The sequence below is a fragment of the Ralstonia pickettii genome (assembly GCF_000607165.1).
Lineage (GTDB): Bacteria > Pseudomonadota > Gammaproteobacteria > Burkholderiales > Burkholderiaceae > Ralstonia > Ralstonia holmesii.
Genome location: NZ_JFZG01000008.1, coordinates 109,824 through 134,197, shown reverse-complemented (window position 1 = coordinate 134,197; position 24,374 = coordinate 109,824). Strand labels below are relative to the sequence as shown.

23 protein-coding genes are annotated in these 24,374 nt (G+C 65.2%); 11 read left to right on the top strand and 12 right to left on the bottom strand.

The features are described 5' to 3' along the window. Positions 1–105: 105 nt before the first annotated feature. On the top strand, positions 106–648 hold the full coding sequence (locus BG83_RS0112080; protein ID WP_024976965.1) for a GNAT family N-acetyltransferase: 543 nt from the start codon (positions 106–108) through the stop codon (positions 646–648). Between the two features lie 83 nt (positions 649–731). Here the strand turns inward: BG83_RS0112080 and BG83_RS0112075 are convergent, their stop codons facing one another. The 3 genes from BG83_RS0112075 to BG83_RS0112065 form a co-directional block, all read right to left on the bottom strand. Next, entirely contained in the window at positions 732–1,202 is a 471-nt protein-coding gene (locus BG83_RS0112075; RefSeq protein ID WP_024976964.1) for a carboxymuconolactone decarboxylase family protein, read from the bottom strand. Positions 1,203–1,340: 138 nt separating this feature from the next. Then, entirely contained in the window at positions 1,341–2,249 is a 909-nt protein-coding gene (locus tag BG83_RS0112070; protein ID WP_024976963.1) for an RNA polymerase sigma-70 factor, read from the bottom strand. A gap of 71 nt (positions 2,250–2,320) precedes the next feature. Next, positions 2,321–4,519, bottom strand: a complete 2,199-nt coding sequence (locus BG83_RS0112065) for a response regulator (RefSeq protein WP_024976962.1) — start codon at positions 4,517–4,519, stop codon at positions 2,321–2,323. Positions 4,520–4,760: 241 nt separating this feature from the next. On the opposite strand from BG83_RS0112065, the gene BG83_RS0112060 reads away from it, so the two are divergent. Beyond that, positions 4,761–5,375: a glutathione S-transferase gene (locus tag BG83_RS0112060; RefSeq protein ID WP_024976961.1), complete on the top strand. Its 615-nt coding sequence runs from the start codon at positions 4,761–4,763 to the stop codon at positions 5,373–5,375. 12 nt (positions 5,376–5,387) lie between these two features. Here the strand turns inward: BG83_RS0112060 and BG83_RS0112055 are convergent, their stop codons facing one another. After that, the gene (locus BG83_RS0112055; RefSeq protein ID WP_024976960.1) at positions 5,388–6,536 is read right to left on the bottom strand and encodes an HPP family protein; all 1,149 of its coding nucleotides are present in this window, start codon (positions 6,534–6,536) and stop codon (positions 5,388–5,390) included. Positions 6,537–6,769: 233 nt separating this feature from the next. On the opposite strand from BG83_RS0112055, the gene BG83_RS27770 reads away from it, so the two are divergent. Further along, entirely contained in the window at positions 6,770–8,761 is a 1,992-nt protein-coding gene (locus tag BG83_RS27770) for a phosphatase PAP2 family protein (protein WP_037031832.1), read from the top strand. Between the two features lie 4 nt (positions 8,762–8,765). On the opposite strand, the gene BG83_RS0112045 is transcribed toward BG83_RS27770, so the two are convergent. After that, positions 8,766–9,647 (bottom strand): AraC family transcriptional regulator, encoded by an 882-nt coding sequence (locus BG83_RS0112045; protein ID WP_037031830.1) that lies wholly within the window; start codon positions 9,645–9,647, stop codon positions 8,766–8,768. 243 nt (positions 9,648–9,890) lie between these two features. Between BG83_RS0112045 and BG83_RS0112035 the strand changes: the two genes are divergently transcribed. Further along, complete coding sequence (locus tag BG83_RS0112035; protein WP_024976957.1) at positions 9,891–10,403, top strand: hypothetical protein; 513 nt, start codon at positions 9,891–9,893, stop codon at positions 10,401–10,403. A 62-nt stretch (positions 10,404–10,465) separates the two neighbouring features. Here BG83_RS0112035 and metK read toward each other — a convergent pair whose 3' ends face one another. Continuing rightward, positions 10,466–11,656, bottom strand: coding sequence for a methionine adenosyltransferase (gene metK / locus BG83_RS0112030; protein ID WP_024976956.1), 1,191 nt, complete (start codon positions 11,654–11,656; stop codon positions 10,466–10,468). 239 nt (positions 11,657–11,895) lie between these two features. Between metK and BG83_RS0112025 the strand changes: the two genes are divergently transcribed. From BG83_RS0112025 to BG83_RS0112010, 4 genes are all read left to right on the top strand, one after another. After that, on the top strand, positions 11,896–12,744 hold the full coding sequence (locus BG83_RS0112025) for a lysophospholipid acyltransferase family protein (RefSeq protein WP_024976955.1): 849 nt from the start codon (positions 11,896–11,898) through the stop codon (positions 12,742–12,744). 13 nt (positions 12,745–12,757) lie between these two features. Continuing rightward, positions 12,758–13,651, top strand: coding sequence for a lipid A biosynthesis lauroyl acyltransferase (locus BG83_RS0112020; protein ID WP_024976954.1), 894 nt, complete (start codon positions 12,758–12,760; stop codon positions 13,649–13,651). An 88-nt stretch (positions 13,652–13,739) separates the two neighbouring features. Further along, positions 13,740–14,621, top strand: coding sequence for a diaminopimelate epimerase (gene dapF, locus BG83_RS0112015; RefSeq protein WP_024976953.1), 882 nt, complete (start codon positions 13,740–13,742; stop codon positions 14,619–14,621). 64 nt (positions 14,622–14,685) lie between these two features. Continuing rightward, positions 14,686–15,513 (top strand): polyphosphate kinase 2 family protein, encoded by an 828-nt coding sequence (locus BG83_RS0112010; RefSeq protein ID WP_024976952.1) that lies wholly within the window; start codon positions 14,686–14,688, stop codon positions 15,511–15,513. An 89-nt stretch (positions 15,514–15,602) separates the two neighbouring features. Here BG83_RS0112010 and pyrE read toward each other — a convergent pair whose 3' ends face one another. Beyond that, the gene (pyrE, locus tag BG83_RS0112005; protein ID WP_024976951.1) at positions 15,603–16,280 is read right to left on the bottom strand and encodes an orotate phosphoribosyltransferase; all 678 of its coding nucleotides are present in this window, start codon (positions 16,278–16,280) and stop codon (positions 15,603–15,605) included. A gap of 32 nt (positions 16,281–16,312) precedes the next feature. Here pyrE and BG83_RS0112000 point away from each other — a divergent pair, with 32 nt between their 5' ends. Together BG83_RS0112000 and argC are read left to right on the top strand one after the other, a co-directional pair. Further along, on the top strand, positions 16,313–17,098 hold the full coding sequence (locus BG83_RS0112000) for an exodeoxyribonuclease III (protein ID WP_024976950.1): 786 nt from the start codon (positions 16,313–16,315) through the stop codon (positions 17,096–17,098). 115 nt (positions 17,099–17,213) lie between these two features. Continuing rightward, a complete protein-coding gene (gene argC / locus BG83_RS0111995) occupies positions 17,214–18,227 on the top strand; it encodes an N-acetyl-gamma-glutamyl-phosphate reductase (RefSeq protein WP_024976949.1) in 1,014 nt (337 codons plus the stop codon). 65 nt (positions 18,228–18,292) lie between these two features. On the opposite strand, the gene BG83_RS0111990 is transcribed toward argC, so the two are convergent. The 4 genes from BG83_RS0111990 to BG83_RS0111970 all read right to left on the bottom strand — a co-directional run bounded on the left by BG83_RS0111990 (position 18,293) and on the right by BG83_RS0111970 (position 21,781). Continuing rightward, positions 18,293–19,201, bottom strand: coding sequence for a prohibitin family protein (locus BG83_RS0111990; RefSeq protein ID WP_024976948.1), 909 nt, complete (start codon positions 19,199–19,201; stop codon positions 18,293–18,295). Positions 19,202–19,512: 311 nt separating this feature from the next. Then, positions 19,513–20,268, bottom strand: a complete 756-nt coding sequence (locus BG83_RS0111985) for a YdcF family protein (protein ID WP_024976947.1) — start codon at positions 20,266–20,268, stop codon at positions 19,513–19,515. A 314-nt stretch (positions 20,269–20,582) separates the two neighbouring features. Then, entirely contained in the window at positions 20,583–20,780 is a 198-nt protein-coding gene (locus BG83_RS0111975) for a hypothetical protein (RefSeq protein ID WP_024976946.1), read from the bottom strand. 56 nt (positions 20,781–20,836) lie between these two features. After that, entirely contained in the window at positions 20,837–21,781 is a 945-nt protein-coding gene (locus BG83_RS0111970) for a M48 family metallopeptidase (RefSeq protein ID WP_024976945.1), read from the bottom strand. Positions 21,782–21,883: 102 nt separating this feature from the next. On the opposite strand from BG83_RS0111970, the gene BG83_RS0111965 reads away from it, so the two are divergent. Next, positions 21,884–23,164 (top strand): muropeptide transporter, encoded by a 1,281-nt coding sequence (locus BG83_RS0111965; RefSeq protein WP_024976944.1) that lies wholly within the window; start codon positions 21,884–21,886, stop codon positions 23,162–23,164. A 4-nt stretch (positions 23,165–23,168) separates the two neighbouring features. On the opposite strand, the gene BG83_RS0111960 is transcribed toward BG83_RS0111965, so the two are convergent. Next, a complete protein-coding gene (locus BG83_RS0111960; protein WP_024976943.1) occupies positions 23,169–24,362 on the bottom strand; it encodes a class I SAM-dependent methyltransferase in 1,194 nt (397 codons plus the stop codon). Positions 24,363–24,374: the final 12 nt, after the last annotated feature.

The window sequence follows — 24,374 nt, the reverse complement described above, 5'->3', positions numbered from 1 at the left end:
AACGCCCTCGGCTTCATGGACGGAGGCTGCGCTGTAGGTCTCGTGCATGTGATTGGCGCGATACTGGCGGCTCTCGTCCGCTTCTTGCCCCACGCGCTGCCAGCCATGTCCAATGCCAGCCCGAATAACCAAGCCGTCGTGATCCGCCAGCTCTCTTCCGCCAATGCGGCCGATGTGGCGGACTACTGCGCCATTCGTCTGGCTGCGCTCAAGGATGCCCCCGATGCATTCGGCTCAACCTACGAGGCTGAAGTCGGGCTCTCGATGGAAGCCTTTGCCGAGCGGCTGGCCACCACCATTGTGCTGGGCGCCTATGAGGGAGACGGCGGCGACGCGCGCATCGTCGGCATGGCGGGCTTCAAGCAGCAGACGCTGGCGAAGCTTGCGCATAAGGGTTTTGTGTGGGGCTTTTACGTGGCGCCGGCAGCGCGAGGGCGCGGCGTGGGCGTGGCGCTGGTGGAGCGCATCGTGGCGGCGGCAACGGGGTTGGTTCAGCAGCTCACCTTGTCGGTGGTGCAGGGCAACGATGCGGCGCTGGCGCTGTACGAGCGCTGCGGGTTTGAAACCTACGGCGTCGAGCCGCGCGCGCTCAAGTCCACCACCGGCTATGCAGATGAAGTGCTGATGGTGCGTTTCCTGCACGGCTAAGCCTGTAGGTGCAGCGCCTACGCGTGTGCGCAGGCGCTGCTGTACAGCGATCGTCGTACTGGCGCGGTTTCTCGCTGTACCTGTTACGCCGCTGCAACATAGGGCGCCTTCAGCGGCACCGGGTTGCGCAGGCTCACGTTCAGCAGGTTCCAGCTGTTGATGGTGACGATCACAAAGCTCAGCTCGGCGATCTCTTCATCGCTGAAGTGCTCGCGCAGCCCGGCGAACTCTTCGTCGCTGGCATCGCTGTGCGGGGTGTTGGTGACCAGCTCGGCCCAGCGCAAGGCGGCGCGCTCGCGCTCGGTAAAGAACGGGGCCTCGCGCCAGCCGGCCACGGCGTTCAGGTGGCGCGGGTCTTCGCCCATCTTGATGAGGTCGCTCCAGTGCATGTCGATGCAGAAGGCGCAGCCGTTGATTTGCGACACGCGCAGCAGCACGAGGTCGACCAGCCTGGCGCCCAGCAAGTCGCGGCGCAGGCCGTTCGACAGGTTCAGCAGGTTGTTGAACGCCTTCGGTGCGAGTTGGAAGTAAGCGATGCGGGGGGCTTGCGACATGAGAGGCTCCTAAAGGGTTTGGGTTGGTCACCAGGAGCTGTGGCAGGCGTTGGCTTGTGCCTTGCGTCGCTCCATACCTTTAAGACGCCCCGCGCAGCCGGGTTGTGACAGCCGGCCAAAAAAATGCTTCGCTTTCTTTTATGCGGCAGTGCCGATGTGCGCCAGCTTGTCCGGATTGCGCACCACGTAGATGGCCACGATGCGGCCGTTTTCGATGACGAACGACTGGGCCGATTCCAGCGTGCCGTTGACGTAGCGCAGCAGGCCGGGTTCGCCATTCACGCGGGCGTGCACGTAGCGGACCTCGCCCATGGCGCGCACCAGCTCGCAGTAGATCTTGGTGATCTGGCCGGCGTCTTGAATGATGCGCATGAACGAAGGCACTTTGCCGCCGCCATCGCCCACCAGTTGCGCGTCGTCTGCCAGCAGCGCGCGGATGGCGTCGCGTTGGCCCGTGCGTGAGGCTTCGGCAAAGCGCTCCAGCAAATCCCGATGCGCATCGGGCGCGACATCAAAGCGCGGGCGCTCTTGCTGCACGCGGTCGGATGCGCGGTGCACCATCTGCCGGCACGCGGCTTCAGTTTTGCCCAGCAGGGCGGCAATCTCTGCGTAGTCCTGGTCGAACACCTGGCGCATCAGAAACGCCGCGCGCTCCTCGGGCGACAGGCGCTCCAGCACCCACAGCAGGGCCATCGACAAATCGCCCGCCAGTTCCACGGCGGCCTCGGGCGTGGGTGCGGCAGATTCCGGTTCGACCAGGGGCTCGGGCAGCCACCAGCCGACGTACGCTTCGCGCTCGGTCTTGACGGCGCGCAGGCGGTCGATCGACAGGCGGGTGACCACCGTCACGAGCCACGCCTCGGCCGATTGCAATGCGGTCTGATCGGTCTGGTGCCAGCGCATCCAGGCGTCTTGCAGCACGTCTTCCGCGTCAGCCCGGCTGCCGAGCATGCGATAGGCAATCGCAAAGAGACGGGGCCGGGCGGCGGTGAAGGTCGTGTCTTCGCTGTCGGCGCGGAGGGTGCGGTCGGGGCTGGGCTTGGTCATGGCGGGCGTGTCGTCCAGGGATGATGCTCCCTAGACGGGCGGGCGCGATCGTTTGTGACAGTGCGCTGCGATTATGCGGCGTTCGTCACATCCTGCGTGTCGGCCGCACTTATGCTGGCGCTTAGCCAGGGCACCAGCGCCTGCCGCAGCGTCAACAGGTCGATGGGCTTGCCGAGCAGGCGTGCGCCGGCAATGGGCTCTCCAATCTCGGCCTCCGTGCCGTAGCCGGACATCAGCAGCACGTCCATCTGCGGCTGCAGGCGCAGCAGCGTGCGGGCGAGGTCCGCGCCGGATTGGCCGGGCAGGGTGAGGTCGGTCAGCAGCACGTGAACGGGGTGCGCGCGGGCAAGGACAAGGGCGTCTTCGGCATTGGCGGCGGCCATGCATTGCAGGCCAAAGGCGGTGAGCACCTCCTGCATGGCTTCGCGCGAGGCGGTGTCGTCTTCCACCAGCAGCACCGTAGGTGGTTGTGACACGTCCGTCGCCACGGCATGGCCTACCGATGGCGATGCCGATTGCGCGTGGGCCTGCGCGGTGCGGCTGGCAGTGAGCACGTTGCGCACCATGCGCGCCAGGTCGTCACGTCGGTAGGGCTTGCCGAGCAGCGTCACGCCGGGCGGTAGCCGGCCGTCGTGCAGCACCTCGTCACGCGTGTAGCCCGAGACGAGCAGTACCGGCAGGGGCGGCACGCGTTGCGCGGCGCGTATCGACAGTTCGCCGCCCTTGATGGAGCCCGGCATGATCACGTCGGTAAACAACAGGTCGATGGGCGTGTCGCTGTTCATGAGTTCGAGAGCGGCCTCGCCGTTGGCTGCCGTGAGCACGCGGTAACCGAGCTGGCTCAGCATGTCGACGGCGGTCAGGCGCACGTCGGTATCGTCTTCCACCACGAGGATGGTCTCGCGCCCGCCCATGGGCGTGACGATGGTGTCGCGCAGCTCGACGGCATCGTCCGGAACCGCCTCTGTGCAGCGTGGGAAGTAGAGCTGCACCGTGGTGCCCTGGCCAACCGTGCTGTCGATGGCGATATGCCCGCCGCTCTGCTTGACGAAGCCGAACACCATGCTCAGCCCCAGCCCCGTGCCGTGGCCGTCGGGCTTGGTGGTGAAGAAGGGCTCGAAGACGTGTTCGACCACTTCGGGCGGCATGCCCACGCCGGTGTCGGTGACAGAGAAGACGAGGTAGTCGCCGGGGGCGGGCTGGTCGCGCCCTTGCGCTTGTCTGTTGCCGAGCGTGACGTTGTCGGCGGCGATGGTCAGCATGCCGCCACCGCGCATGGCATCGCGTGCGTTGATGGCGAGGTTCAGCAGCGCGTTCTCGAGCTGGTTGCGGTCGGCCTGCACGTTCCACAAGTCGTCGGCCAGGCGCGTTTCCACCTTGATGGCTTCGCCCAGCGCGCGGTGCAGCATCTCGCTCATGCCCTGGACCAGCCGCGTCGGGTTGACGACCGCCGGCGAGAGCTGCTGGCGACGCGCAAAGGCAAGCAATTGCGCGGCTAGCGTGGCGCCACGCTGCACGGCCCGCGTGGCGGCGGCAATCCGATGCTGCACGCGCGTGTTGCCCGGGGCTTCGACTGAAAGCAACTGCAGGTTGCCGGCAATCACCTGGAGCACGTTGTTGAAGTCGTGTGCCACGCCGCCGGTCAGGTTGCCAATGGCTTCCATCTTTTGAGCCTGGCGCAATTGCGCTTCCACTTCGGCGCGGGCAGACAGCGCATCGGCCACGCGCTGCTCCAGCGTTTCGGTCAACTGGCGCAGCGCCTGTTCGGCGGCTTGTCGCTCGCGCTCGGTCTGCACGCGCTCGGTGGTTTCCACCACGATGGCCAGCACGCCAGCCGGGCGGCCGTTGTCGTCGGGCAGCGGGCTGTAGTAGAGATCCATCCACACATCTTCCGGGCGGCCGTTGCGCAGCAGGACGAGTTCCTTGTCCCGGTACGACAGCGTGCCGCCACCCAGGCAGACATCCATGACGTGCCGGTTGAAGTCAGCCACTTCGGGCCAGCCGAGTTCCACCGGGCAACCAAGAAGATAGGGATGACGCCCGCCGGCGAATTCGGCGTAAGCGTCGTTGTAGATCATGTAGCCGTGGCGTTCCCACATCATGACCAGCGGCACGGGCGATGCCAGCACCATTTGCACCGCGGCGTGCAGGCTGCTCGGCCAGTCCTGGATCGGGCCCAACTGGGTGGCGGCCCAATCAAATGCCAGCACGCGCTGCGCCATCTCACCCTTCCACCCGAGGCAGTCATGGTGATGCGCGAGAAACGGCATAAGGTCTCCTCTGTGGCGGGCAGCACAATGCGGCCGAGTCGCGGTCATTCTAGAAAATGGGGAGGCCGGCCGGCGTCGGCATCAGACGGCTTAAAGTGACATTTCGCACGCAGAAAACGTGCCTGAGGCGTCCGGCACGCTTCGCGCTGGCTGTCTATCATGTGCATCCGTGCCCGCGCAGCCGCGCGCTTCGCACCGGAGTTTTCCCACCACCACACGCCCACACTCGTCAGGAGTTTTCATGAAGTTGATCGGCATGCTTGATTCCCCGTACGTGCGCCGCACGGCCATTTCGCTCAAGCTGCTCGGGCTGCCGTTCGAGCACGCGTCGGTGTCCGTCTTCCGGCATTTCGACCAGTTCCGCGCCATCAACGCGGTCGTCAAGGCGCCCACACTGGTGTGCGACGACGGCACCGTGCTGATCGACTCCACGCTCATCATCGATTACGCAGAAGCGCTGGCGGGCCGCAGCCTGATGCCAGCCGCCATTGCCGAACGCCAGCACGCACTGCGCGTGATCGGCCTGGCGCTGGCCGCGTGCGAAAAAGCGGTGCAGATCGTCTATGAACACAACCTGCGTCCGACCGAGAAAGTGCACGGGCCCTGGGTCGAGCGCGTGCACAGCCAATTGCTGGCGGCGCTGGAAGCGCTGGAAGCGGAGTGGAAGGATGCGCCGCTACCCGTGGACGCAGGCGAGCTGACGCAGGCCGGCGTCACGGTGGCCGTGGCCTGGGCTTTCATCCAGCTGATGGTGCCGGATCGCGTGCCGGCGGCGGATTATCCGCGCCTGGTGGCGTATTCGGTGGCGGCGGAACAGCTTGGCGTCTTTCGTGAGTTGCCGATGGATGCGGCTTGATGGCAGTTCAGTTCAGGCCACCTGCGGCTCGATGTTGGCCTGACGGTACAGCCCGCCCACCAAGTCCGATTCCGTGACGATGCCGGCCAGTCGGCCATCGGTATCCAGCACCGGAATGTGGTGGTGGCCGGCGCTGGCAAACATCGGCACAAGATCCGACATGGGCGCAGTGGCTGCGATGGTCTGCACGCGCGTTTTCATGTGATCGGCCACGCGCGGCGGCGTGAGCGCGCCAATGCTGAACCAGCGGCGCAGCGTCTGGCGCATGTCTGCCGGCGCCAGGCCGAGCAGGTCGACGCGCGTGACGATCCCCACCACGCGCCGTCCTTCGTCCACCACCGGCAGTGCCTTGAAGCCATGCTGACGCAGCAGTTGCAGCGCGCGGGGGATCGACGTGCCGGCCGAGACCGTGACCACCGGCGTGGTCATGATGTCGGCGCAGGTGAGCGCCTGGAACGTGCGGGTGTAGGCCTGGAGCTGCATCTCGCGCAGCACGGCCTCGATGTCTTCGGGGTCAATGTCGAGCAGCTCGCTCTGGCGGCGCAGCGCGGCGACGATGTCGGCGCGGGTGAAGCCGGCCGTCGTGGGCGGGCGTTCAGCCGCAGGCAGGCGTTGCGCGTGCGGATACCGGTGGCCCGTGGCCGCGTGGTACACCAGCGCGCCCACCAGCAGCAGCGCTGACTGAATCAAGATCGGCTCCAGCACGAAGCGATAGCCCAGCGCATGCACGGCCGGGCCGCCAATCACGGCGGTGAGTGCCACTGCGCCCGAGGGCGGGTGCACACAGCGCAGCGCAAACATGCCAGCAATGGCCGCCGAGATGGCCAGCGCAGACGCAATCACCGGATCATCCACCAGCAGCGCGAACGTCACGCCCACGGTGGCCGCCACCAGGTTGCCGCCGATGATCGACCACGGCTGCGCGAGCGGACTGGCCGGCACCGCAAACAGCAGCACGGCCGAGGCGCCCATTGGCGCGACCAGCAGCGGGATCAGCGTGGCAGCGCCCGGCACCATCTTCATCATCGTGCCGGTAAAGAGGATGCCGACGAGTGCGCCAACGGCGGAACGGACGCGCTCGCTCCAGCGCACCGTCACGGGTGCAGGAATGAAGCTGTGGAGCCAGCGGCGCAGGGCGGGATGCAGAGGTGATGCGGACATGGTCGACGGGACGGCGATTGCCCGGACCAGGCTTCACCAAAGTCAAAAAGTGCAGCCAGCGATTGTATCACCCTGTGACATAACGCACTGTCAGCGCTGTCATGACGCGGAATGCCCCAATGTAGAGCGCCGATCACGCAGATTTGTCAACGAAACGTCACCGTTGTTTCACGGCGCGTGCCGAGACTGCTGGGCTTTCCAGCGCTCTCTTCGGGTTGCAAGCCCGTCGCACCATGTCCTTCACCGCTCGCCCTGCATTTTCCCGCCCGCGTCTTTGCTCCAGCCTCGTTGCGCTTTTTGGCGCCCTCGCGCTTACGGCGTGCGGCGGCGGTGATGACACGCCCAACAATGGCACGCCAGTTGCCACCACCCAGGCCATTCCCGCGCCGCCGGCAGACCCGGGCTTTGTCGACACGGCGGCGGTGGCCACTGGCGTACCGGCGTTCGTCGACAACATCTCCACCAACCAGCGCGGCGATGCGCGCTACGCCACGCTCGGCACCAACGCCGGTGTGCGCCTGTTCACGCGTTTTCTCGACCTGTGGCAGCCGCTCACGGAAATCGTGGATGCGGGGGTGAGCGCGCCGGCCAATGGCTCGTTCCCGGCGGTGGTCGCGTCCACGTGGACGGGTCTGCCCAACGACGGCTCGGCTGGTGGCACGCAGCTCAACCTGCCGGTCTTGAACGCAAACGTTCAGTACGTGGTGAACGCCACCACCAACCGCACGCAGGCCCAGGCCGACGCAGCGTACTTTGACGACCGCCGCGGCAAGGGCTACAGCGTGAGCGACGGCATGGGGCCGCTGACCACCGCGTGGCGCGCGCTGGCGCAGCAGACCACGTCCATCACCACCGTGCCGGCCGATGCGACCACGGTGCTCTACAACGACAGCGGCAACAACACGGGCGTGGGCACCTCGGGCGGCAATACCGCCTTCGGCAAGGTCGTCGACCTGATCAACACGGTGGGCAACAACGCTTCCACCGAGCCTTCCAAGCGCTTCTACAAATACGCGCGGCCATACCGCTGGAGCAGCAGCGTTGTCGTCGTGCCGACGCTGGTGCCGGCCGAGAGCCCGACGCCCACGACCGACGGCGGCTTCATCAGCGGCCACTCGGCCGAAGCCGTGCGCGATACCGTGGCGATGGCGTATCTGGTGCCTGAACGCTTCCAGCAGATCGTGGCGCGCGGGATGGAGCTGGGCGAGAACCGCATCCTGGCCGGCATGCATTCGCCGCTGGACGTGATGTCCGGCCGCATGATCGGCATTGCTGCGGCCGCAGCCAACCTGGCGGACCCGGCCAACGCCACGCTCAAGGCGGCGGCCTTCTCGCAGGCGCACACCGCGCTGATGGCGCAGACGGGCACGGATGCCACCAGCTTCCCGGCGCTGGCCCAGTCCGGCACGCTCGCCACCGACCGCTTTGCCGACTACGCCACCAACCAGGCCAATTTCACGCGCCGCATGACCTTTGGCTTCACGCAGATCGGCGCGACGACGCTGGCGCCGGTGGTGCCCAAGGGCGCCGAGGTGCTGCTGGAAACGCGCTTCCCGTACCTGAGTGCTGATCAGCGCCGCGTGGTGCTCAAGACAACGGAGCTGGCTTCCGGCTACCCCGTGCTCGACGACGCTGAAGGTTGGGGCCGCCTCAACCTGTTCGCTGCCGCGGACGGCTATGGCGCGTTCAACGGCAACGTGATCGTGTCGATGGATGCAACGCAAGGCGGTTTCAACACGGCTGATACGTGGCGCAACGCCATCTCCGGCGCAGGCAAGCTCTCGCTACAAGGCAGCGGCACGTTGCGTCTGGCCGGCGCCAACACCTACACCGGCGGCACGCAGGTCGCGGGTGGCGTGCTGGAAGCCGATTCGGCCAACGCGTTCGGCACGGGCGATGTGTACGTGGGCGCCGGTACGCTGGCCGTCAAGGCGCCGGCGGCGGTGGCCATTGCGGGCAAGTTCACGCAACTGCAGGGCACCACGCTGGATCTGGCCATCGGCCCGAACGGTCAGGGCAAGCTGAGCGTGGCGGGCCTCACCACGATTGCCGGCGGCACGCTGCACGTGAAGTTCGTGAACGGCTACACGCCCAAGGTGGGCGACACCATCGCCGTGGTGGATGGCGCGGGCAGCAACCGCCAGTTCTCGTCGGTGGTTGTGGATGGCTTCAAGGCCACGGCCATCTATACGGCCACCGGCATCCAGATCCACCTGGACGCCTGATCGCTTACCTGAGCGGCAGCAGCACGTCCGTCACGGCTGCGTGCTCGGGCACGTCGGGGTAGAAGCGCACGCGCTGGAACAGCAACGGCGCGTCGCGCAATTCCTCGCCGCTGGCGGGCAGCCAATCGGCATACAGGTACGCAACGCTCTGGCCGAGCGTATCGTCAGAGCCCGTGTGGCGCAGCACGGCGTAGCGGCCGCCTGCCAGCGTTGTGCTCGCTACGCCCGCTTCATTGGGCGCAACCGGTGCGGGCGTGGCCGCGCAGATGTCCATGCGGAACGCCTCGGGCGGCACATCGTCGGGGTTGTCGTAGACGATGTTGTACGTGGCCGAAACGCTGGGGTGCAGCCGATGCTCGCGGCGCCAGGCGATGAACGTGCGGATGGTCTGGCCCAGGCGCGCGGGATCGCCGCGGTGCGCGATGGCCGCGACGGGCACGGCCTCGCGTTCGACGATCTCGACGGAATGGGGTTGCGGTTGTGCGGGCATGTGTTGGCTCCTGAGGGCGCGCAGCGCCTGTAGATCGGTGGCCCAGGACGCCCACTGCGGCGCCGCCCGAAATGCCGACGGCGACTGCCCCGCCTGCCTGCGGAACGCCCGCGCAAATGCTTCCGGCCCTTCGTATCCGCACGCCAGCGCGATGTCGGTGATCCGCGCATCGTCGCGATAGGCGAGTTGATGCGCGGCGCGCTTCAGGCGCAGCAACTGCACATAGCGCCCGACGTTCATGCCGAACAGCAGCGAAAACTGGCGGTGAAAGTGGTACCTGGAAAACGCGGCCACCTCGGCCAGTGCGTCCACGTCCAGCGTGTCTTCCAGATGCGCGTCGATGTGTGCAAGCACGGCGCGGAAGCGGGCGAGGTAGCGGTCGGTGGCGGTGGTCAATGCGGTGGCTCCTGGGTGGCGATACGGTATCGCCGACAGGCTTGCTGCGCCTGATCGAAATTGCGCAATTGCCTGCCGTGATCTTGGGCCCGTGCCGCCCGCCATGGGGCGTGGTTGGGCACGTGCGGCGCATACCGGCGCTGCATTGGCGTCCCTAGAGTGGGTCTTGCCGTGGGGGCGTTTCCTTGCGGTGCGCCGGCGCGCATGCCGGTACTTCACGCTCATGGATGACGAGGCCACATCATGGCAGAACAGACGCTCTACACATCGCACAACAACTATTCGAGCCTGCAGACGGAGGGCGGCGGTACCGACACCGAACGCCGCCTGGGCTGGTGCGCAGCCGCCAGCGCGCTCTGGTGCAAGAACACGCTGGACGCTGCGATCGCGCCCAAGGATTCCGACCCGAGCAAGCTGCGCGCCGGCATTCTGCAGGTCAAATATCGCTGGGATCCGAACGGCAATGGGCAGGACGTGCTGAACCTGCTGCACAACCTGGAGCTGAACGGTACGCGCGTGGCGGACGATGTCGCGCTGGGTACCATGCTGGATACGGTGGTCGGCACGCCCGGCGTGTATTGGATTGCCGATGAAACGCATGCAATGGCAGTCGACACGCGCGCCGGCCGGCACTTGTTCTATGACATCGAGAACGGGCTGTTCCAGTACGCCAGCAGCGCCGAATTGCGCCAGGGCATTCAGTCGCGCTATGCCAAATCGCGGGAGTGGACGGCTTTCCGTGTTACGCATCAATGAGCGAGCGTAGCGCCCAACAAAAACCGCCCCGGAGGGCGGTTTTCTTTGATGCGAGCGCTGGCTCAGGCAAGCGCCTTGGCCGGCTCACCTGCCAGGCCAGCTGCTTCGCGCAGCAGCAGGGCCTTGTCGGTGGCTTCCCAGCTGAACTCCGGTTCTTCGCGGCCGAAGTGGCCGTACGCGGCGGTCTTTTCGTAGATCGGGCGCAGCAGGTCCAGCATCTGCACGATGCCCTTCGGGCGCAGGTCGAAATGCTCCTGGACGAGCTTGGCGATCTGCTCGTCCGGGATCACGCCCGTGCCTTCCGTGTACACCGTGATGTTGATCGGGCGTGCCACGCCAATCGCGTAGCTCACCTGCACCTGGCACTGGCGCGCCAGGCCGGCGGCCACCACGTTCTTGGCCACGTAGCGCGCAGCATAGGCGGCCGAACGGTCGACCTTCGACGGGTCCTTGCCCGAGAACGCGCCGCCGCCGTGCGGGGCCGCGCCGCCGTACGTATCGACGATGATCTTGCGGCCGGTCAGGCCGCAGTCGCCTTGCGGGCCGCCGATGACGAAGCGGCCGGTCGGGTTCACCAGGTATTTGGTGTCAGCCAGCATGTGCGAGGGCAGCACCGGCTTGATGATCTCTTCGATCACGGCTTCGCGGATGGCCTCTTGCGACATCTCCGGCGCGTGCTGGGTGGACAGCACCACGGTATCCACGCTGTGCGGCTTGCCATCCACATAGCGCACCGTCACCTGCGACTTGGCGTCCGGGCGCAGCCAGGGCAGGCGGCCGTCGCGGCGCAGTTGCGACTGGCGCTCGACCAGACGGTGTGCGTAGTAGATCGGGAAAGGCATCAGCTCGGGCGTTTCATCGCACGCGTAGCCGAACATCAGACCCTGGTCGCCGGCGCCCTGGTTCAGGTAGTCGTCCGATGCGCGGTCGACGCCCTGGGCGATGTCGGGCGATTGCTTGTCGTAAGCGACGAGGACGGCACAGCCCTTGTAGTCGATGCCGTATTCGGTGTTGTCGTAGCCGATGCGCTTGATGGTTTCGCGCGCAACGTGGATGTAGTCGACATTGGCCGTCGTGGTGATTTCACCCGCGAGCACCACCAGGCCGGTGTTGCACAGCGTTTCTGCCGCGACGCGCGCATATTTGTCCTGGGCGAGGATGGCGTCCAGGATGGCGTCGGAAATCTGGTCGGCGACCTTGTCGGGATGGCCCTCGGAGACCGACTCCGAGGTGAAGAGGAAGTCGTTTGACACGGCTGTTAGCTCCAGATTGGCTATCACGTTGCCAATCCGTTAAGCCACGGCCGGCGACGCTTTAGCGGTATTTAGCAACCTTGCCGAGGTTTGTGGCCAAGCAAGGATTCGCCCCGCAAGTTGTCAGTTAACTCGGCGAATCGCGCTATTATACGCGGCACTTTTCGGGGCCGCAGCAAGGCCTGCCAAGACCCTGTTCCCCTGTCGACTGCGACCAACACATTGCAGCGTACGCACGCATGACCTTCCTCTACTGGCTGTTTTCTCGCCTGCCTCTGTCAGTGCTGCAGGCGCTGGGCGGCTGGCTGGGAGCGGTAGCCGCCAAGGTGCCTGGCCGCTATCGCGACCGGCTCATCGCCAACTTCCGCCACGCCTATCCCGACGTCACGCCCGCCATGCTCAAAGAGGCGGGGCGCTCTGCCGGACGGATGGTGTTCGAGATGCCGTACTTCTGGGTGCGCAAGAACGGGGCGGACGTTGCTCCGTACCTGTTCGACGTTTGCCGAGAAGCTGTTGAGCGCGCGCTTGCAGATGGGCGCGGCCTGATCTTCCTCACGCCGCATTTGGGCTGCTTCGAGGTCTTGCCGCAGGCCTATGCGCGCGAGCATCCGGTCACATCGCTGTTCAAGCCGCCGCGCAAGGAGAGCCTGCGCACCTGGATCGAGAACATGCGCAAGGGGCCTAACATGCACATGGCCCCGGCTGATCCGCGCGGCGTGCGCATGCTGGTGCGTGCACTCAAGCGCGGCGAGGCCGTTGGCATCCTGCCCGACCAGACGCCCACCGGCGGCGAAGGTGTATGGGCGCCGTTCTTCGGCAAGCCTGCCTATACGATGACGCTGGTGCACCGTTTGCATCGGCTGACAGGTGCGCCCGTCGTGGCACTGTTTGCCGAACGGCTGCCGCGCGGCGCCGGCTATCGCTTGCACATGCATGAGCTCGGCGATCTGCCCGAAGACGCCACGCAAGCTGCCACCCTCATCAATGCCGCCATCGAACAGTTGATTGCCGTGGCGCCGACGCAATATCTCTGGGGCTATAACCGCTACAAGCATCCCAAGGGCGCGGACGCTCCGCCCGCTGCCTGACACTGCTGCCTTTATGGAACGTTTCTCTGCCAAATTCGGACTCGGCTTTTTATGGCTGCTGTCCTTCCTGCCGTACGGTTTTGTCGCGCGTTTTGGCGAAAGCCTGGGCGGGCTGCTGTACCGCATTCCCAATGGCCGCCGCCGCGTGGTGCTGGCCAACTTGCGCGCCTGCTTTCCCGAGAAGTCCGACGCCGAGCGTGAAGCCATGGCGCACGATGTCTTCCGCAAGGTCTTTCGCAGCTTTGCCGAGCGCTCGTTTGCCTGGTTCGCATCGGAAGAACGCCTGATGCGCGTGGTGAAGATCGACGACCAGGCCAATCTGCCGGCATTGCACGGCCAGCCACACATTCTCGTCACGCTGCATCTGTCGGGCGTAGAGATCGGCGCGCTGGCGCTGACAGACTACCTGCGCACGCACGTCGGCAACGCGGGCTGCTCGCTGTACACGCGCATGGCCAACCCGGTGCTCGACGACGCCATCAAGGCGCTGCGCAGCCGCTTTGGCGCGACCATGGTGTCGCGCAACGAAAACATCCGCCAGATCATGCGCACCATCAAGCGCGGCGAGGCGCTGCAGCTCATCTCCGACATGGATTTCGGCGAGCGTGATTCTGAGTTCGTGCCATTCTTCGGCGTGCCGGCGCTCACGCTCAACGCCATCCCGCGCATGGCGTCGATGACTGGCGCCAAGGTCATCCCGATGTACACCGAGATCCTGCCCAATTACGAGGGCTATGCGCTGCGCATCCTGCCCGCGTGGGAGAACTACCCCACCGGCGATCTGACCGCCGACACGCGCCGGATGAATGCCTTCTTTGAAGACGCCATTCGCCCGCGCATCACCGAGTATTACTGGGTGCACAAGCGCTTCAAGCACCGTCCCGAGGGCATGCCGGGCATTTACTGATGCCGGGAGCCGGCCGGGGCAACCGGGGCCGGCTCGCTTTAGAATGGGCGTTTTCCGAACGCTCATCGCCGCATCTGTGCGGCCAGCCATGAAACTGCACTTCACCAAGATGCACGGCGCGGGCAACGACTTTGTCGTGCTCGACGGCATCCAGACCCCGATCGACTTCACGCCCGAGCAATGGGCTGCCATTGCCGACCGCCACTTTGGCGTGGGGGCGGACCAACTCCTGCTGGTCGAGCGTTCGACACGGCCCGATGTCGATTTCCGTTACCGCATCTTCAACCACGATGGCGGTGAGGTGGAGCACTGCGGCAATGGCGCCCGCTGCTTCGTCAAGTTCGTCACCGACCGGGGTTTGACCGATAAGCGCACCGTGCGCGTGGAAGTCATGAACGGCATCGCCACGCTGACAATGCAGGACGATGGCCAAGTGACCGTCGACATGGGCGCACCGGTGTTCGAGGCGGCACGCCTGCCGTTCCTGCCCGAGGGTCTGCCCACCCGCATCGAAGGCGACGACACGCAGCACGCCCTGCAAATCAACGGCCGCACTGAATGGCTGTCGACCGTGTCGATGGGCAATCCGCACGCCGTGCAGATTGTCGACGACACGGAGGCCTTTCCCGTGCTGGAAGACGGCCCCCTGATCGAATCGCATGCCGTGTTTCCACGTCGCGTGAATGCGGGTTTCATGCAGATCGTCGATCGCCATTCCGTGCGCCTGCGCGTGTACGAGCGCGGGGCGGGCGAGACGCTCGCCTGTGGAACCGGCGCGTGCGCAGCGGTGGTGGCCGGCATCCGCCGTGGCCTGATCGATTCGCCCGTCAAGGTGGCCACACATGGCGGCGATTTGACCATCGCCTGGGCGGGCGTTGGCCGGCCGGTCATGATGACGGGCCCCGCCACAACCGTCTTTGAAGGCACGCTGGACCTGGATGCGCTCAAGCTGACCGCCGCCGCGCATTGATACCCCGGATTCCGCGCGGCGGCCTGCCGCCTACGCCAGAGCAACAAGCCAACAAGGAGATACCGTGGCATCCAGCGGCAAGAACCCGATTGACTCCTGGTATTTCGACGGCAGCAGCAAGTTCAAGATTGCCAAGTTTGATCCTGCCGCCAAGCCGTGCACCACGGGCAGTAAGGCGGGCGACCTGGCGCGGCTGGCCGAACTGTCTGCGCGCATTGAGGCACTCCAGGACATTTTCTATGCTGAGCACCGGCGCAAGCTGTTGGTCGTGCTGCAAGGCATGGATACCGCGGGCAAGGATGGCACGGTACGCACCGTGTTCCGTGCGCTCGACCCGCTCGGCCTGCGCGTAAAGGGCTTCAAGGTGCCGACGCCCCTGGAGCTGGCGCACGACTTCCTCTGGCGCATCCATGCGGAGGTGCCGGCCGCTGGCGAGATCGTCATCTTCAATCGCAGCCATTACGAAGATGTGCTGGTCACTCGCGTGCATGGAGATATCGACGCCGCCGAGTGCAAGCGCCGCTACGCTCACATCAACGCGTTCGAGCAGATGCTGGCCGAGACCGGTACCACCATCGTCAAGTGCTTTTTGCATATCTCCAAGGATGAGCAGCGCGACCGGCTGCAGGAGCGCATCGACGATCCGCAGAAGCACTGGAAGCTCGGGATGGCGGATATTGAAGACCGCAAGCTCTGGGACGACTACATGGCCGCCTACGAAGACGCCATCAATGCTACGGCCACCCCGCACGCGCCCTGGCACATTATTCCGGCGAATTCCAAGTCGCACCGCAGCCTGATGGTGGCGGAGATTCTGCTGGCGGTGATGGAGCGGTTGAAGCCGGAGTATCCGGCTGGGAATCCGGCGTATTCGGGGTTGAAGATCGAGTAGGGTGTTGGGTTGTGGGTTTATGAACCACAAAAAACAAAACCCCGGCGAAGTCCATCAACCGGGGTTTCCCAACAGCACAGCAAAACGCGTCAGATCGCGCTAACGCCGTATTTGTCCCGGTAGGCCGCAGCCTTTTCACGGTAGCCAGCCAGCGCCGGGTCGCCAGCCCCATCCAGATAACCCAGCAAGTCATCCAGGTTGGCAATCGACACCACCGGCATTCCATACTGCGCTTGCACCTCCTGCACCGCAGAGCGCTCGCCGATATCCACAGCATTGCCGCTGCGCTCCATCCGATCCATCAGGATCAGCACGGCAGCCGGTGTCGCGCCAGCGGCGCGAATCAGCTCAACCGACTCGCGCACCGAGGTACCGGCAGAAATCACGTCATCGACGATCACCACGCGCCCCTGCAGCTTCGCGCCGACCAGGCTGCCGCCTTCGCCGTGGTCCTTGGCTTCCTTGCGGTTGTACGCAAAGCCCACATTGCGGCCGAGGCCTGCCAGCGCAACGGCGGTGGCCGACGCGAGCGTGATGCCCTTGTAGGCCGGCCCGAACAGCATGTCGAACTCGACACCCGAATCCAGCAGGGTTTTCGCATAGAATTGCGCGACTTGGCCCAGCAGGGCGCCGTCTGCGAACTTGCCGGCGTTGAAGAAATAGGGCGACGTCCGCCCCGCCTTGGTCACGAATTCCCCGAACGACAGCACGCCGGCTTCCACCGCAAAGCGGATGAAGGATTGGCGCAACTCGCTGTTTTGGCTCATCTTTTTTCTCTGGTCTGCAAAAAAGTCCCGCCATGTTACGCATCATTTCCGCCAACCTCAACGGCGTTCGCTCCGCTGCCAGCAAAGGCTTTTTCGATTGGATGGGCAAGCAGGACGCCGATTTCGTCTGCGTGCAGGAATTGAAATGCGCGCAAGACGACATGACCCCTGAATTCCTGGCGCCGCACGGCTACCACGGCGTGTTCCAGCACGCGGTGAAGAAAGGCTACAGCGGCGCAGGCCTGTACACGCGCCACAAGCCGGACGAAGTCATCGTCGGTTTCGATAACGGCGAGTTCGACGCCGAAGGCCGCTACGTCGAGGCCCGCTACGGCAAGCTGTCGATCATCTCGGTCTACGTGCCGTCGGGCTCCAGCGGCGAAGAGCGCCAGCAGGCCAAGTTCCGTTTCATGGACCTGTTTATGGATCACCTCAAAGACCTGCGCCACGAAAAAGGCCGTGAGGTGGTGCTGTGCGGCGACGTCAACATCGTCCACAAGGAAATCGACATCAAGAACTGGAAGGGCAACCAGAAGAACTCCGGCTGCCTGCCCGAAGAGCGCGCGTGGCTGACCAAGCTGTTCGACGAGGTCGGCTACGTGGACGTGTTCCGCACGCTTGATCAGCGCCCCGAGCAGTACACGTGGTGGAGCAACCGCGGCCAGGCTTACGCGAAGAACGTCGGGTGGCGGATCGATTACCAAATCGCCACGCCGGGTATTGCCGCCACCGCGCGCCACACGTCGATCTTCAAGGACATCAAGTTCAGCGACCATGCGCCGCTGACGATCGACTACGACACCAAGGTGCACTGGTAAGCACTTTATTGCGCTGCCGCAGAAATTTCTTCGTCAGCCGCTACAATGCAAAACTCACGCGCCGGCATGGGGCCGGCGTTGTGCTTTTTGCTCCTCTGTTTTTAGCGAGATCGCCATGGCATTCAAGGTTTTCGTCGACGGTCAGGAAGGCACCACTGGCCTTCGCTTGCTCGACTATCTGTCGCAACGCGACGATATCGAGCTGCTGCGCATCGCCGAAGACAAGCGCAAGGATTCAGCCGAGCGCGCCAAATTCCTGAATGCCGCCGATGTCGCATTCCTGTGCCTGCCGGACGTCGCCTCGCGCGAGGCCGTCTCGCTGGTCAACAATCCGAACACCTGCATCATCGACGCCAGCACCGCATTCCGCACGTCGGACGACTGGGTCTACGGCTTGCCGGAATTGGCCAAGGGCCAGCGCGAGCGCCTGCGCAACACCAAGCGCATCGCCGTGCCGGGCTGCCACGCCAGCGCCTTCGTGCTGCTGATGCGCCCGCTGGTGGAAGCGGGCATCGTGCCGGCCGACTACCCGGTCACCGCGTTCTCGCTCACGGGCTACAGCGGTGGCGGCAAGGCGATGATCGCCGACTACCTCGCCGCCAATAATCCGAAGCTCGACAGCCCGCGCCCGTACGCGCTGGCACTGGCACACAAGCACCTGCCGGAGATGCGCGTGCAGAGCAAGCTGTCGCTCGCCCCGATCTTCACGCCGGTGGTCGGCAACTTCCTCAAGGGCCTGGCCGTGACGATCGGCCTGCACCCGCAGCATTTGGCACGCAAGGTGAGCCCGTCAGACATCGCCAAGGTGTTGGCCGATTACTACCAGGGCGAGCAGTTCATTCGCGTGGCGCCGGCTGACAATGTTGCGACGCTCGACAACGGCTTCTTCGATGTGCAGGGCGCCAACGACACCAACCGTGCCGACCTGTTCGTCTTCGGCTCGGACGAGCGCATGGTCGTCACCGCGCGCCTGGATAACCTGGGCAAGGGCGCGGCCGGGGCGGCAGTGCAATGCATGAACGTGCATCTGGGCGTGGATGAAGCGACCAGCCTGCATGTGGAAGCGCCGATTCCTGCAGCCGGTGCCGAGCACGCCGTGCGCGAAGCGGCTCCGGGTTTTGCGAGCTGATCGATTGCCGCCTGGGCTGAGACGAAAAACGCGCCTTCGGGCGCGTTTTTCTTTGGTGGCGCGACTTATTTGCTTTGCGCGCCAGCCGGGATGTTGAACAGCATGCCACCGCCATTGCCGCCCGCCATCACGCTCGGCGTCACGCCGTTCCATTTCTCGATGGCGGCACGTTCGAGCTTCAGGCGTTCCCACGCCAGCAGGCGGTCATCCAGCGACGAAGCCAGCGCTTGGTTGGCAGCAGCCTCGCCTTCAGCAATCGCCACCTTCTTCTTGGCTTCGGCCTGAGCGGAACGTACTTCGTTCTCGGTGCGGATCGCATCCTGAATGGCCTTGGTCTTGGCGCTCACCGCATCGAGCAACGAGCGTGGCGGGCGCAGCGAGCCGACAATGCCGAACTGCTTGATCGACACGCCCAGCGGCGCAAGCCGCGTGTCCAGCTCGTTGGTCAGCCGAGCGACGAACTCTTCCTTCTTGCCGCCGTTCACGTCGTCGAAGTTGTATTCCGAGCCGATGGCGACGATCACGTTGCGTGCCGTGTCGCGCAGGTAGCCGTGCGTGAACGTCTCGATGTGATCGGCGCGGAAGTTGGTGTAGAACGCCGGCACCTTGTCGCGGTCGAGCTGGTACGAGACGGCCACGTCCACGTTCACGGGCACGGCGTCCTTGGTATTGAACGTCAGCTCTTCGTTGAGTGCGTGGCCTTCATTCACATCTTGCGTCCAGATCACGCGCTGCACGTAGGTCGGGTACTGGATGATCGCCGTCTGCACGGGGTTGTAGAAGACGAAGCCGGTGACGACGTTTTCATGCGTGATGCCGCGATCGACGAGCCGGTTGATCTTGATGCCCGTGTAGCCGGGCGGAATGATCTGCCAGTTCAGCAGGAAAGTTCGCCCGATGGCCAGCGCCGCAATGGCGCCAAAGACGAGCGCGAGCAGTTTGACCGGCAGCTTGCTTGCCGTGACTTGAGGCATGAGGGTTCCCCTTGCTTGTTGGTTTGCTTCTGAGGTGTGGCTGGCGGGGCGGGCGCGCTGCTTACGCAACGGCCTGCTTGCTGGCGCAGGAATCGTCAGCGATTCCCGTCAGGGATGGCCGCGCCCGGTGGGCGGGTGGTGGCAAGCGAACTTGCCAATGGTGATGAGGCGTTGAGCTTCAATACGGCCGAGATGGCGCATTGCGATGCCCGGATGTTGCAATGCACAAAGTATAGGCCGGCGCCGGATTTTTGCTCCCCTCCGGAAGCACTAGAGTGCGGCTTCGAATGCGCGGGCGTTGTGGAGTCGAATCAGGCGTCGCCGGGGTTGATGCGCGCAGGGTTCCAGCCCAGGGCGTTGTACACGTGATAGCGCGCGATGCCGATCCACTCGTGCAGCGCAAAATCTGTCAGCGCGAAGTTGTACGCCATCGGCAAGGGCGATGCCGCGGCCTGCAGATCGTCGGCGCGCACGGGAACCGGCGCCATGCCGAAGTGCGTGAAATACAGCAGGCTGCGCCGCAGATGGATGGCCGACGAGACGAGCACTGTGCGATCAGCCGCGTATTGCGCAAGCACCGTGCGCGAGAACTGGGCGTTCTGCCACGTATTCATGCTCTTGGGCTCCATCAGCACGTCGGCCTTGTCGACGCCGAGGGCAACGAGTTCGCGGCCATATACCGTGGCTTCCGGCTCGCCGTGATGACGGGCATCGCCGCCGCTGACGAGGATCTTGCAATCGCCGTCGGCTTTGCGGCACGCCTGGTACAACTGCGCGGCTTCCACCAGGCGCGGATACGAGAACAGCCCGGGTTCGACCGCGTCACCCACGCGAAACGTGCCCGCGCCCAGCAGCACGATGGCGTTGCGAGCACCCCATTGGATATGCGGCTCGTTCTCGAAGGGCTTTTCCAGCGAATCCAGCAGCCACGCCGGCACCGGCCCGCAGCCGATCGCCATCACCAGCACGCCGGAGACCACCGCCAGCCCGCGCGCAGCCCGGCGTCGGCCGCGTGCCGCACACACCGCTGCCACGATCACCAGCAAACATAGGATGGTCAGGCTCACAGGTTCCTCCAGGTTGGCGCCCACGCGCGTATGTGAGTGAGGCGCCATCGTAAAGAGGAATGGCCGGTTGCGCGACCCGTCTGCTTACGGGTTTGTTGCGGTGGGGAGCAACCCGTAGCCATGCGCCGCAATCGAGCAGGCCGTCAGCAACGGTGTTCAGCCCCATGCAGACAGGCGGCGCGGTGCTGATCCTGGGCGCCACGGTGGCGGGGATGGCGTTGTCGCGACGGGCGAGGGTGGCCGTACAAACAACAAGCCCCGCGAGGCAGGGGAAGGCTGCGGGGCTGGTTGAGCGGTGAGGTTATGCGCGGCGCTTACTGGACCGACTTCGTGACGTACGAGAAGCTCTTCAGGTACGTGGTCGGCGCCGTGCCCTTGTACGCGTAGCTGATATCGCACTTGACCGTACGTTGGCCATCTACATCCCACCAGCAACGTTCGTCCAAGTCATAGGCCGCCGTTCCGGTCGAGCCGCCTTGCAATTGGCTGTCGCAATTGAGTTTCGAGCGCATCGCGATGCAACCGGATGGCTTGTCTGGGCTGAATCGCGGTAATCCACTGTCGATTATTACCGCCGCACCATCGGCCGCATCGGCGCCTCATCGCCATTATCAACAGGCGCGGCGCCAAGATATTGCATGTTCGACCGATATTCCGGCAGCTTCGCCATCGTCATATGCCGGGCATCGGCAAACAGCGTGAGCGTTTCAGGCAAATGGCGCGACAGCACGGCCATGCGCGTGCGCCCCGATGGGTGTGTCGATAGAAACTGCTTTTGCTCCGCGCCGCCGATCGAACCCATCTTTTGCCACAGCGTGAGCGCGGCGCGCGGGTCGTAGCCGGCGCGGGAGGCGATGTCCATGCCGACCAGGTCAGCCTCGGTTTCCTCTGCACGCGAGAACGCCAGCAGGTGCATCTTGGCGCCTTCGCCCAGGTCCGTGTCGCCCCGGTTGCCGAAGCCGAACAATTGCGAGATGACGTTGGCGCCCAGGTTGGTGATCTCGCGCTGGCCGGCGCGGGCGCGGGCGTGTTCGCGCAGGGCGTGGGCGATCTCGTGGCCGAGTGCCATGGCGAGTTCGTCGTCCGTCAGCTTGAACTGTTCGAGCAGCCCCGAGAACACGGCGATCTTTCCGCCGGGCATGCAGAACGCATTCACCTGCGACGAGCCGATCAGGTTGACCTCCCACTGCCAGTGCGCGGCGTCGGGGTTCCAGCGCGGCGCCTGCGGTGTGAGCCGCCTGACGATGCCGCGAATGCGGATCAGATCCGGCACGTTGTCGGGCGCAAGCGCGCCTTCGTGGGCCGCGTTGTCGATGATGCCCTGGTATTCGGCCAGCGCCCGCTTGTCGATTTCCTCGGCGGGAATGACGAGCCGGATGTTGGGCGACGTGGTGGTCGCCGCTTCCAGCTTCACGCCGTCGGCGGGCACCGGCAGCGGGCCGTCCATGGCAGTCGCCCACGCAGATAGCGCGAGGCCGATTGCGGTCAGCAGGGAGCGTGTTACGCGGGGCATATGGGTGAGGGGCCGAATCCGTGCGACATAATATCGGCCAACGCACCGCGCCACGCTACGTGGCAACCCGCATTCGCATCGCCTTCGCCTCTGGCCCGCCGCATGACCTTCCACGATTACCTCGATATCTTTCGCAACCGCCGCATCGGCGCGATGCTGTTGCTGGGCTTTGCCTCCGGCCTGCCGCTGGCGCTGACATCGGGCACGCTGCAGGCCTGGATGACGGTGGAAGGACTCGACATCCGCACCATCGGGTTGTTCTCGCTGGTGGGGCAGGCGTACATCTTCAAGTTCCTGTGGGCGCCGTTGATGGACCGGTTTACGCCGCCGCTCATGGGGCGCCGGCGCGGCTGGCTCGTGCTGACGCAGGCTGGGCTGGTGGCGTCGATTGCCGCCATGGCCTTCACGCCTCCGCATGCCGCGCTCTGGGCGCTGGCTGGGCTGGCAGTGCTGGTGGCGTTTTTATCAGCGTCGCAGGACATCGTTTTCGATGCCTACAGCACCGATGTGCTGCATACGAGTGAGCGCGGTGTCGGTGCGGCCGTGAAGGTGCTCGGCTACCGGCTGGCGATGCTGGTGTCGGGCGGCCTGGCGTTGTATCTGGCCGATCGCGTGATGGGCTGGAGCAACATGTACCTGCTGATGGCCGGGCTGATGGCGCTGGGCATCATCGCGACGCTGTGGTCGCCGGAGCCGGAGGTGTCGGCACGCCCGCCGCGCAGTCTGCAGGAAGCCGTGGTCGGCCCACTGCGTGACTTTTTCTCACGCCGGGGCGCTTGGGCGCTGTTGGCGCTGATTGTGCTTTACAAGCTGGGCGACGCGTTTGCAGGCAGCCTGTCGACCACGTTCCTGATCCGCGGCGTCGGGTTTTCCGCCGGCGAGGTCGGCATCGTCAACAAGACACTTGGTTTGGCGGCCACCATCGTGGGGGCGCTGTATGGCGGCACGCTGATGGTGCGGCTGGGGCTGGTGCGCGCGCTGCTGCTCTTTGGGGTGCTGCAGGCGGTGTCCAACCTGGGCTACTGGGTGCTGGCCGTCACGCCGCAGCATCTGTGGACCATGGCGGTGGCCATCGGCATCGAGAACATCTGCGGCGGCATGGGCACGGCGGCCTTTGTGGCGTTGCTGATGGCGCTGTGCAACCGGTCGTTCTCGGCGACGCAGTATGCGTTGCTGTCAGCGCTGGCTTCCATCGGCCGCGTGTACGTCGGGCCAACCTCGGGCTACCTCGTGGAAGCCTATGGCTGGCCCGCGTTTTATCTGATGACCGTGGCGTTTGCCTTCCCGGGCCTGGTGCTGCTGTGGTGGATGCGCGGTACGATCGGCCGCTATGAGGCCGAGCAGAACGAACGCGCCTTGGCGGCCAAAGCCGCGTCAGCCTGATTGACTAACCCAAGCGGTTCGAGCGGTCGGCATCAGCAAAGCCGGCCAGCGGCAGCGCCGCATCGATGCCTTTGCCCAGCGCGATGGCCTTGAACAGCTCGCCCATCTCCGCTTCCGACAGCAGCTTCTGCACGGCATTGGCTGCCGGCAGAAACTGCATCGGGTCGGACGGATCTAGCGTCATCAGCAGCTCGCCCACCCCGGCGCTCAACAGAAAGCGCGCCTGGCTCGTATAGCCGAGCAGGTCCAGCCCGGCCTCCTGGCCCGCTTGGGCAATCCCCGAAAAATCGACGTGCGCGGTGATGTCCTGCAGGCCTGGCAGCCAGAACGGATCGTCATGCGCGTGCTGGCGGTAGTGGCACATGAGCGTGCCGTTGGCGCGGTGCGCGTGGTAGTACTCGGCAGCCGGGAAACCGTAGTCGATCAGCAGCAGCAGGCCGCGCTCAAGTGCTGCACCGGCGCTGCGGATAAAGCCCTCGGCGGCTTCGTGCGATTCGGTGACGAGATCATCGGCGCCCGGCAGGGCGGCCAGCTTGGCCGGTACCTCTGACGGATCAACGAGCCGGTCTTCCCATTGCAAGCCGTTTTCGGCGTCGAGCGTCACGCCGCGCTGGTGCCACACGCCGCTGCGCCGCGCCCACAGCGACACGGGCATCGCATCAAGCACTTCATTGCCGATCATCACGCCAGTAAACGGCGCGGGCAACGTGTCATGCCACTGCGCGAGGGCGCCCAGCTCGGGGCCGAGCGCGGTCAGGCGCTCCTGCTGGCGCTGGCGCAGCTCGCCGGAGAGTTCGACGATGCCGTAGCTGTCGGGTCGGGCGCCTACCGCATCGAGTTCGGTGAGGATGTCGGCGGCCAGTTTGCCGGTGCCGGCGCCAAACTCCAGCACGTGGCGCTGGCCTTCGGGTAATGCCTGAAGCACTTGCGCGATCTGGTGCGCCACGGTGCGTCCGAAGAACGGCGTCAGTTCGGGCGCGGTGATGAAGTCGCCGCCGTCTTCCACGCGGCGGCCGAACTTGGCCGCGCCGCCGCTGTAGTAGCCCAGGCCGGGCGCGTAGAGCGCCAGTTCCATGTAGCGGTCGAACGGGAGCCAGCCGCCGGCGGCCGCAATGGCGTCGGCGATCACGGCGAACAGTTGCGCGGACTGCGCCTGCGCCGCCTCGTTGGGAAGCGGTAAACTCACGGTTTTGCTCATCGGCGAATTGTA

Excerpts from the sequence above, each read along its gene's own strand:
- BG83_RS0112080 (WP_024976965.1), top strand. The coding sequence starts at position 106 with ATGTCCAATGCCAGCCCGAATAACCAAGCCGTCGTGATCCGCCAGCTC.
- BG83_RS0112075 (WP_024976964.1), bottom strand. The coding sequence starts at position 1,202 with ATGTCGCAAGCCCCCCGCATCGCTTACTTCCAACTCGCACCGAAGGCG.
- BG83_RS0112070 (WP_024976963.1), bottom strand. The coding sequence starts at position 2,249 with ATGACCAAGCCCAGCCCCGACCGCACCCTCCGCGCCGACAGCGAAGAC.
- BG83_RS0112065 (WP_024976962.1), bottom strand. The coding sequence starts at position 4,519 with ATGCCGTTTCTCGCGCATCACCATGACTGCCTCGGGTGGAAGGGTGAG.
- BG83_RS0112060 (WP_024976961.1), top strand. The coding sequence starts at position 4,761 with ATGAAGTTGATCGGCATGCTTGATTCCCCGTACGTGCGCCGCACGGCC.
- BG83_RS0112055 (WP_024976960.1), bottom strand. The coding sequence starts at position 6,536 with ATGTCCGCATCACCTCTGCATCCCGCCCTGCGCCGCTGGCTCCACAGC.
- BG83_RS27770 (WP_037031832.1), top strand. The coding sequence starts at position 6,770 with ATGTCCTTCACCGCTCGCCCTGCATTTTCCCGCCCGCGTCTTTGCTCC.
- BG83_RS0112035 (WP_024976957.1), top strand. The coding sequence starts at position 9,891 with ATGGCAGAACAGACGCTCTACACATCGCACAACAACTATTCGAGCCTG.
- BG83_RS0112025 (WP_024976955.1), top strand. The coding sequence starts at position 11,896 with ATGACCTTCCTCTACTGGCTGTTTTCTCGCCTGCCTCTGTCAGTGCTG.
- BG83_RS0112020 (WP_024976954.1), top strand. The coding sequence starts at position 12,758 with ATGGAACGTTTCTCTGCCAAATTCGGACTCGGCTTTTTATGGCTGCTG.
- dapF (WP_024976953.1), top strand. The coding sequence starts at position 13,740 with ATGAAACTGCACTTCACCAAGATGCACGGCGCGGGCAACGACTTTGTC.
- pyrE (WP_024976951.1), bottom strand. The coding sequence starts at position 16,280 with ATGAGCCAAAACAGCGAGTTGCGCCAATCCTTCATCCGCTTTGCGGTG.
- BG83_RS0112000 (WP_024976950.1), top strand. The coding sequence starts at position 16,313 with ATGTTACGCATCATTTCCGCCAACCTCAACGGCGTTCGCTCCGCTGCC.
- argC (WP_024976949.1), top strand. The coding sequence starts at position 17,214 with ATGGCATTCAAGGTTTTCGTCGACGGTCAGGAAGGCACCACTGGCCTT.
- BG83_RS0111990 (WP_024976948.1), bottom strand. The coding sequence starts at position 19,201 with ATGCCTCAAGTCACGGCAAGCAAGCTGCCGGTCAAACTGCTCGCGCTC.
- BG83_RS0111975 (WP_024976946.1), bottom strand. The coding sequence starts at position 20,780 with ATGCGCTCGAAACTCAATTGCGACAGCCAATTGCAAGGCGGCTCGACC.
- BG83_RS0111970 (WP_024976945.1), bottom strand. The coding sequence starts at position 21,781 with ATGCCCCGCGTAACACGCTCCCTGCTGACCGCAATCGGCCTCGCGCTA.
- BG83_RS0111965 (WP_024976944.1), top strand. The coding sequence starts at position 21,884 with ATGACCTTCCACGATTACCTCGATATCTTTCGCAACCGCCGCATCGGC.
- BG83_RS0111960 (WP_024976943.1), bottom strand. The coding sequence starts at position 24,362 with ATGAGCAAAACCGTGAGTTTACCGCTTCCCAACGAGGCGGCGCAGGCG.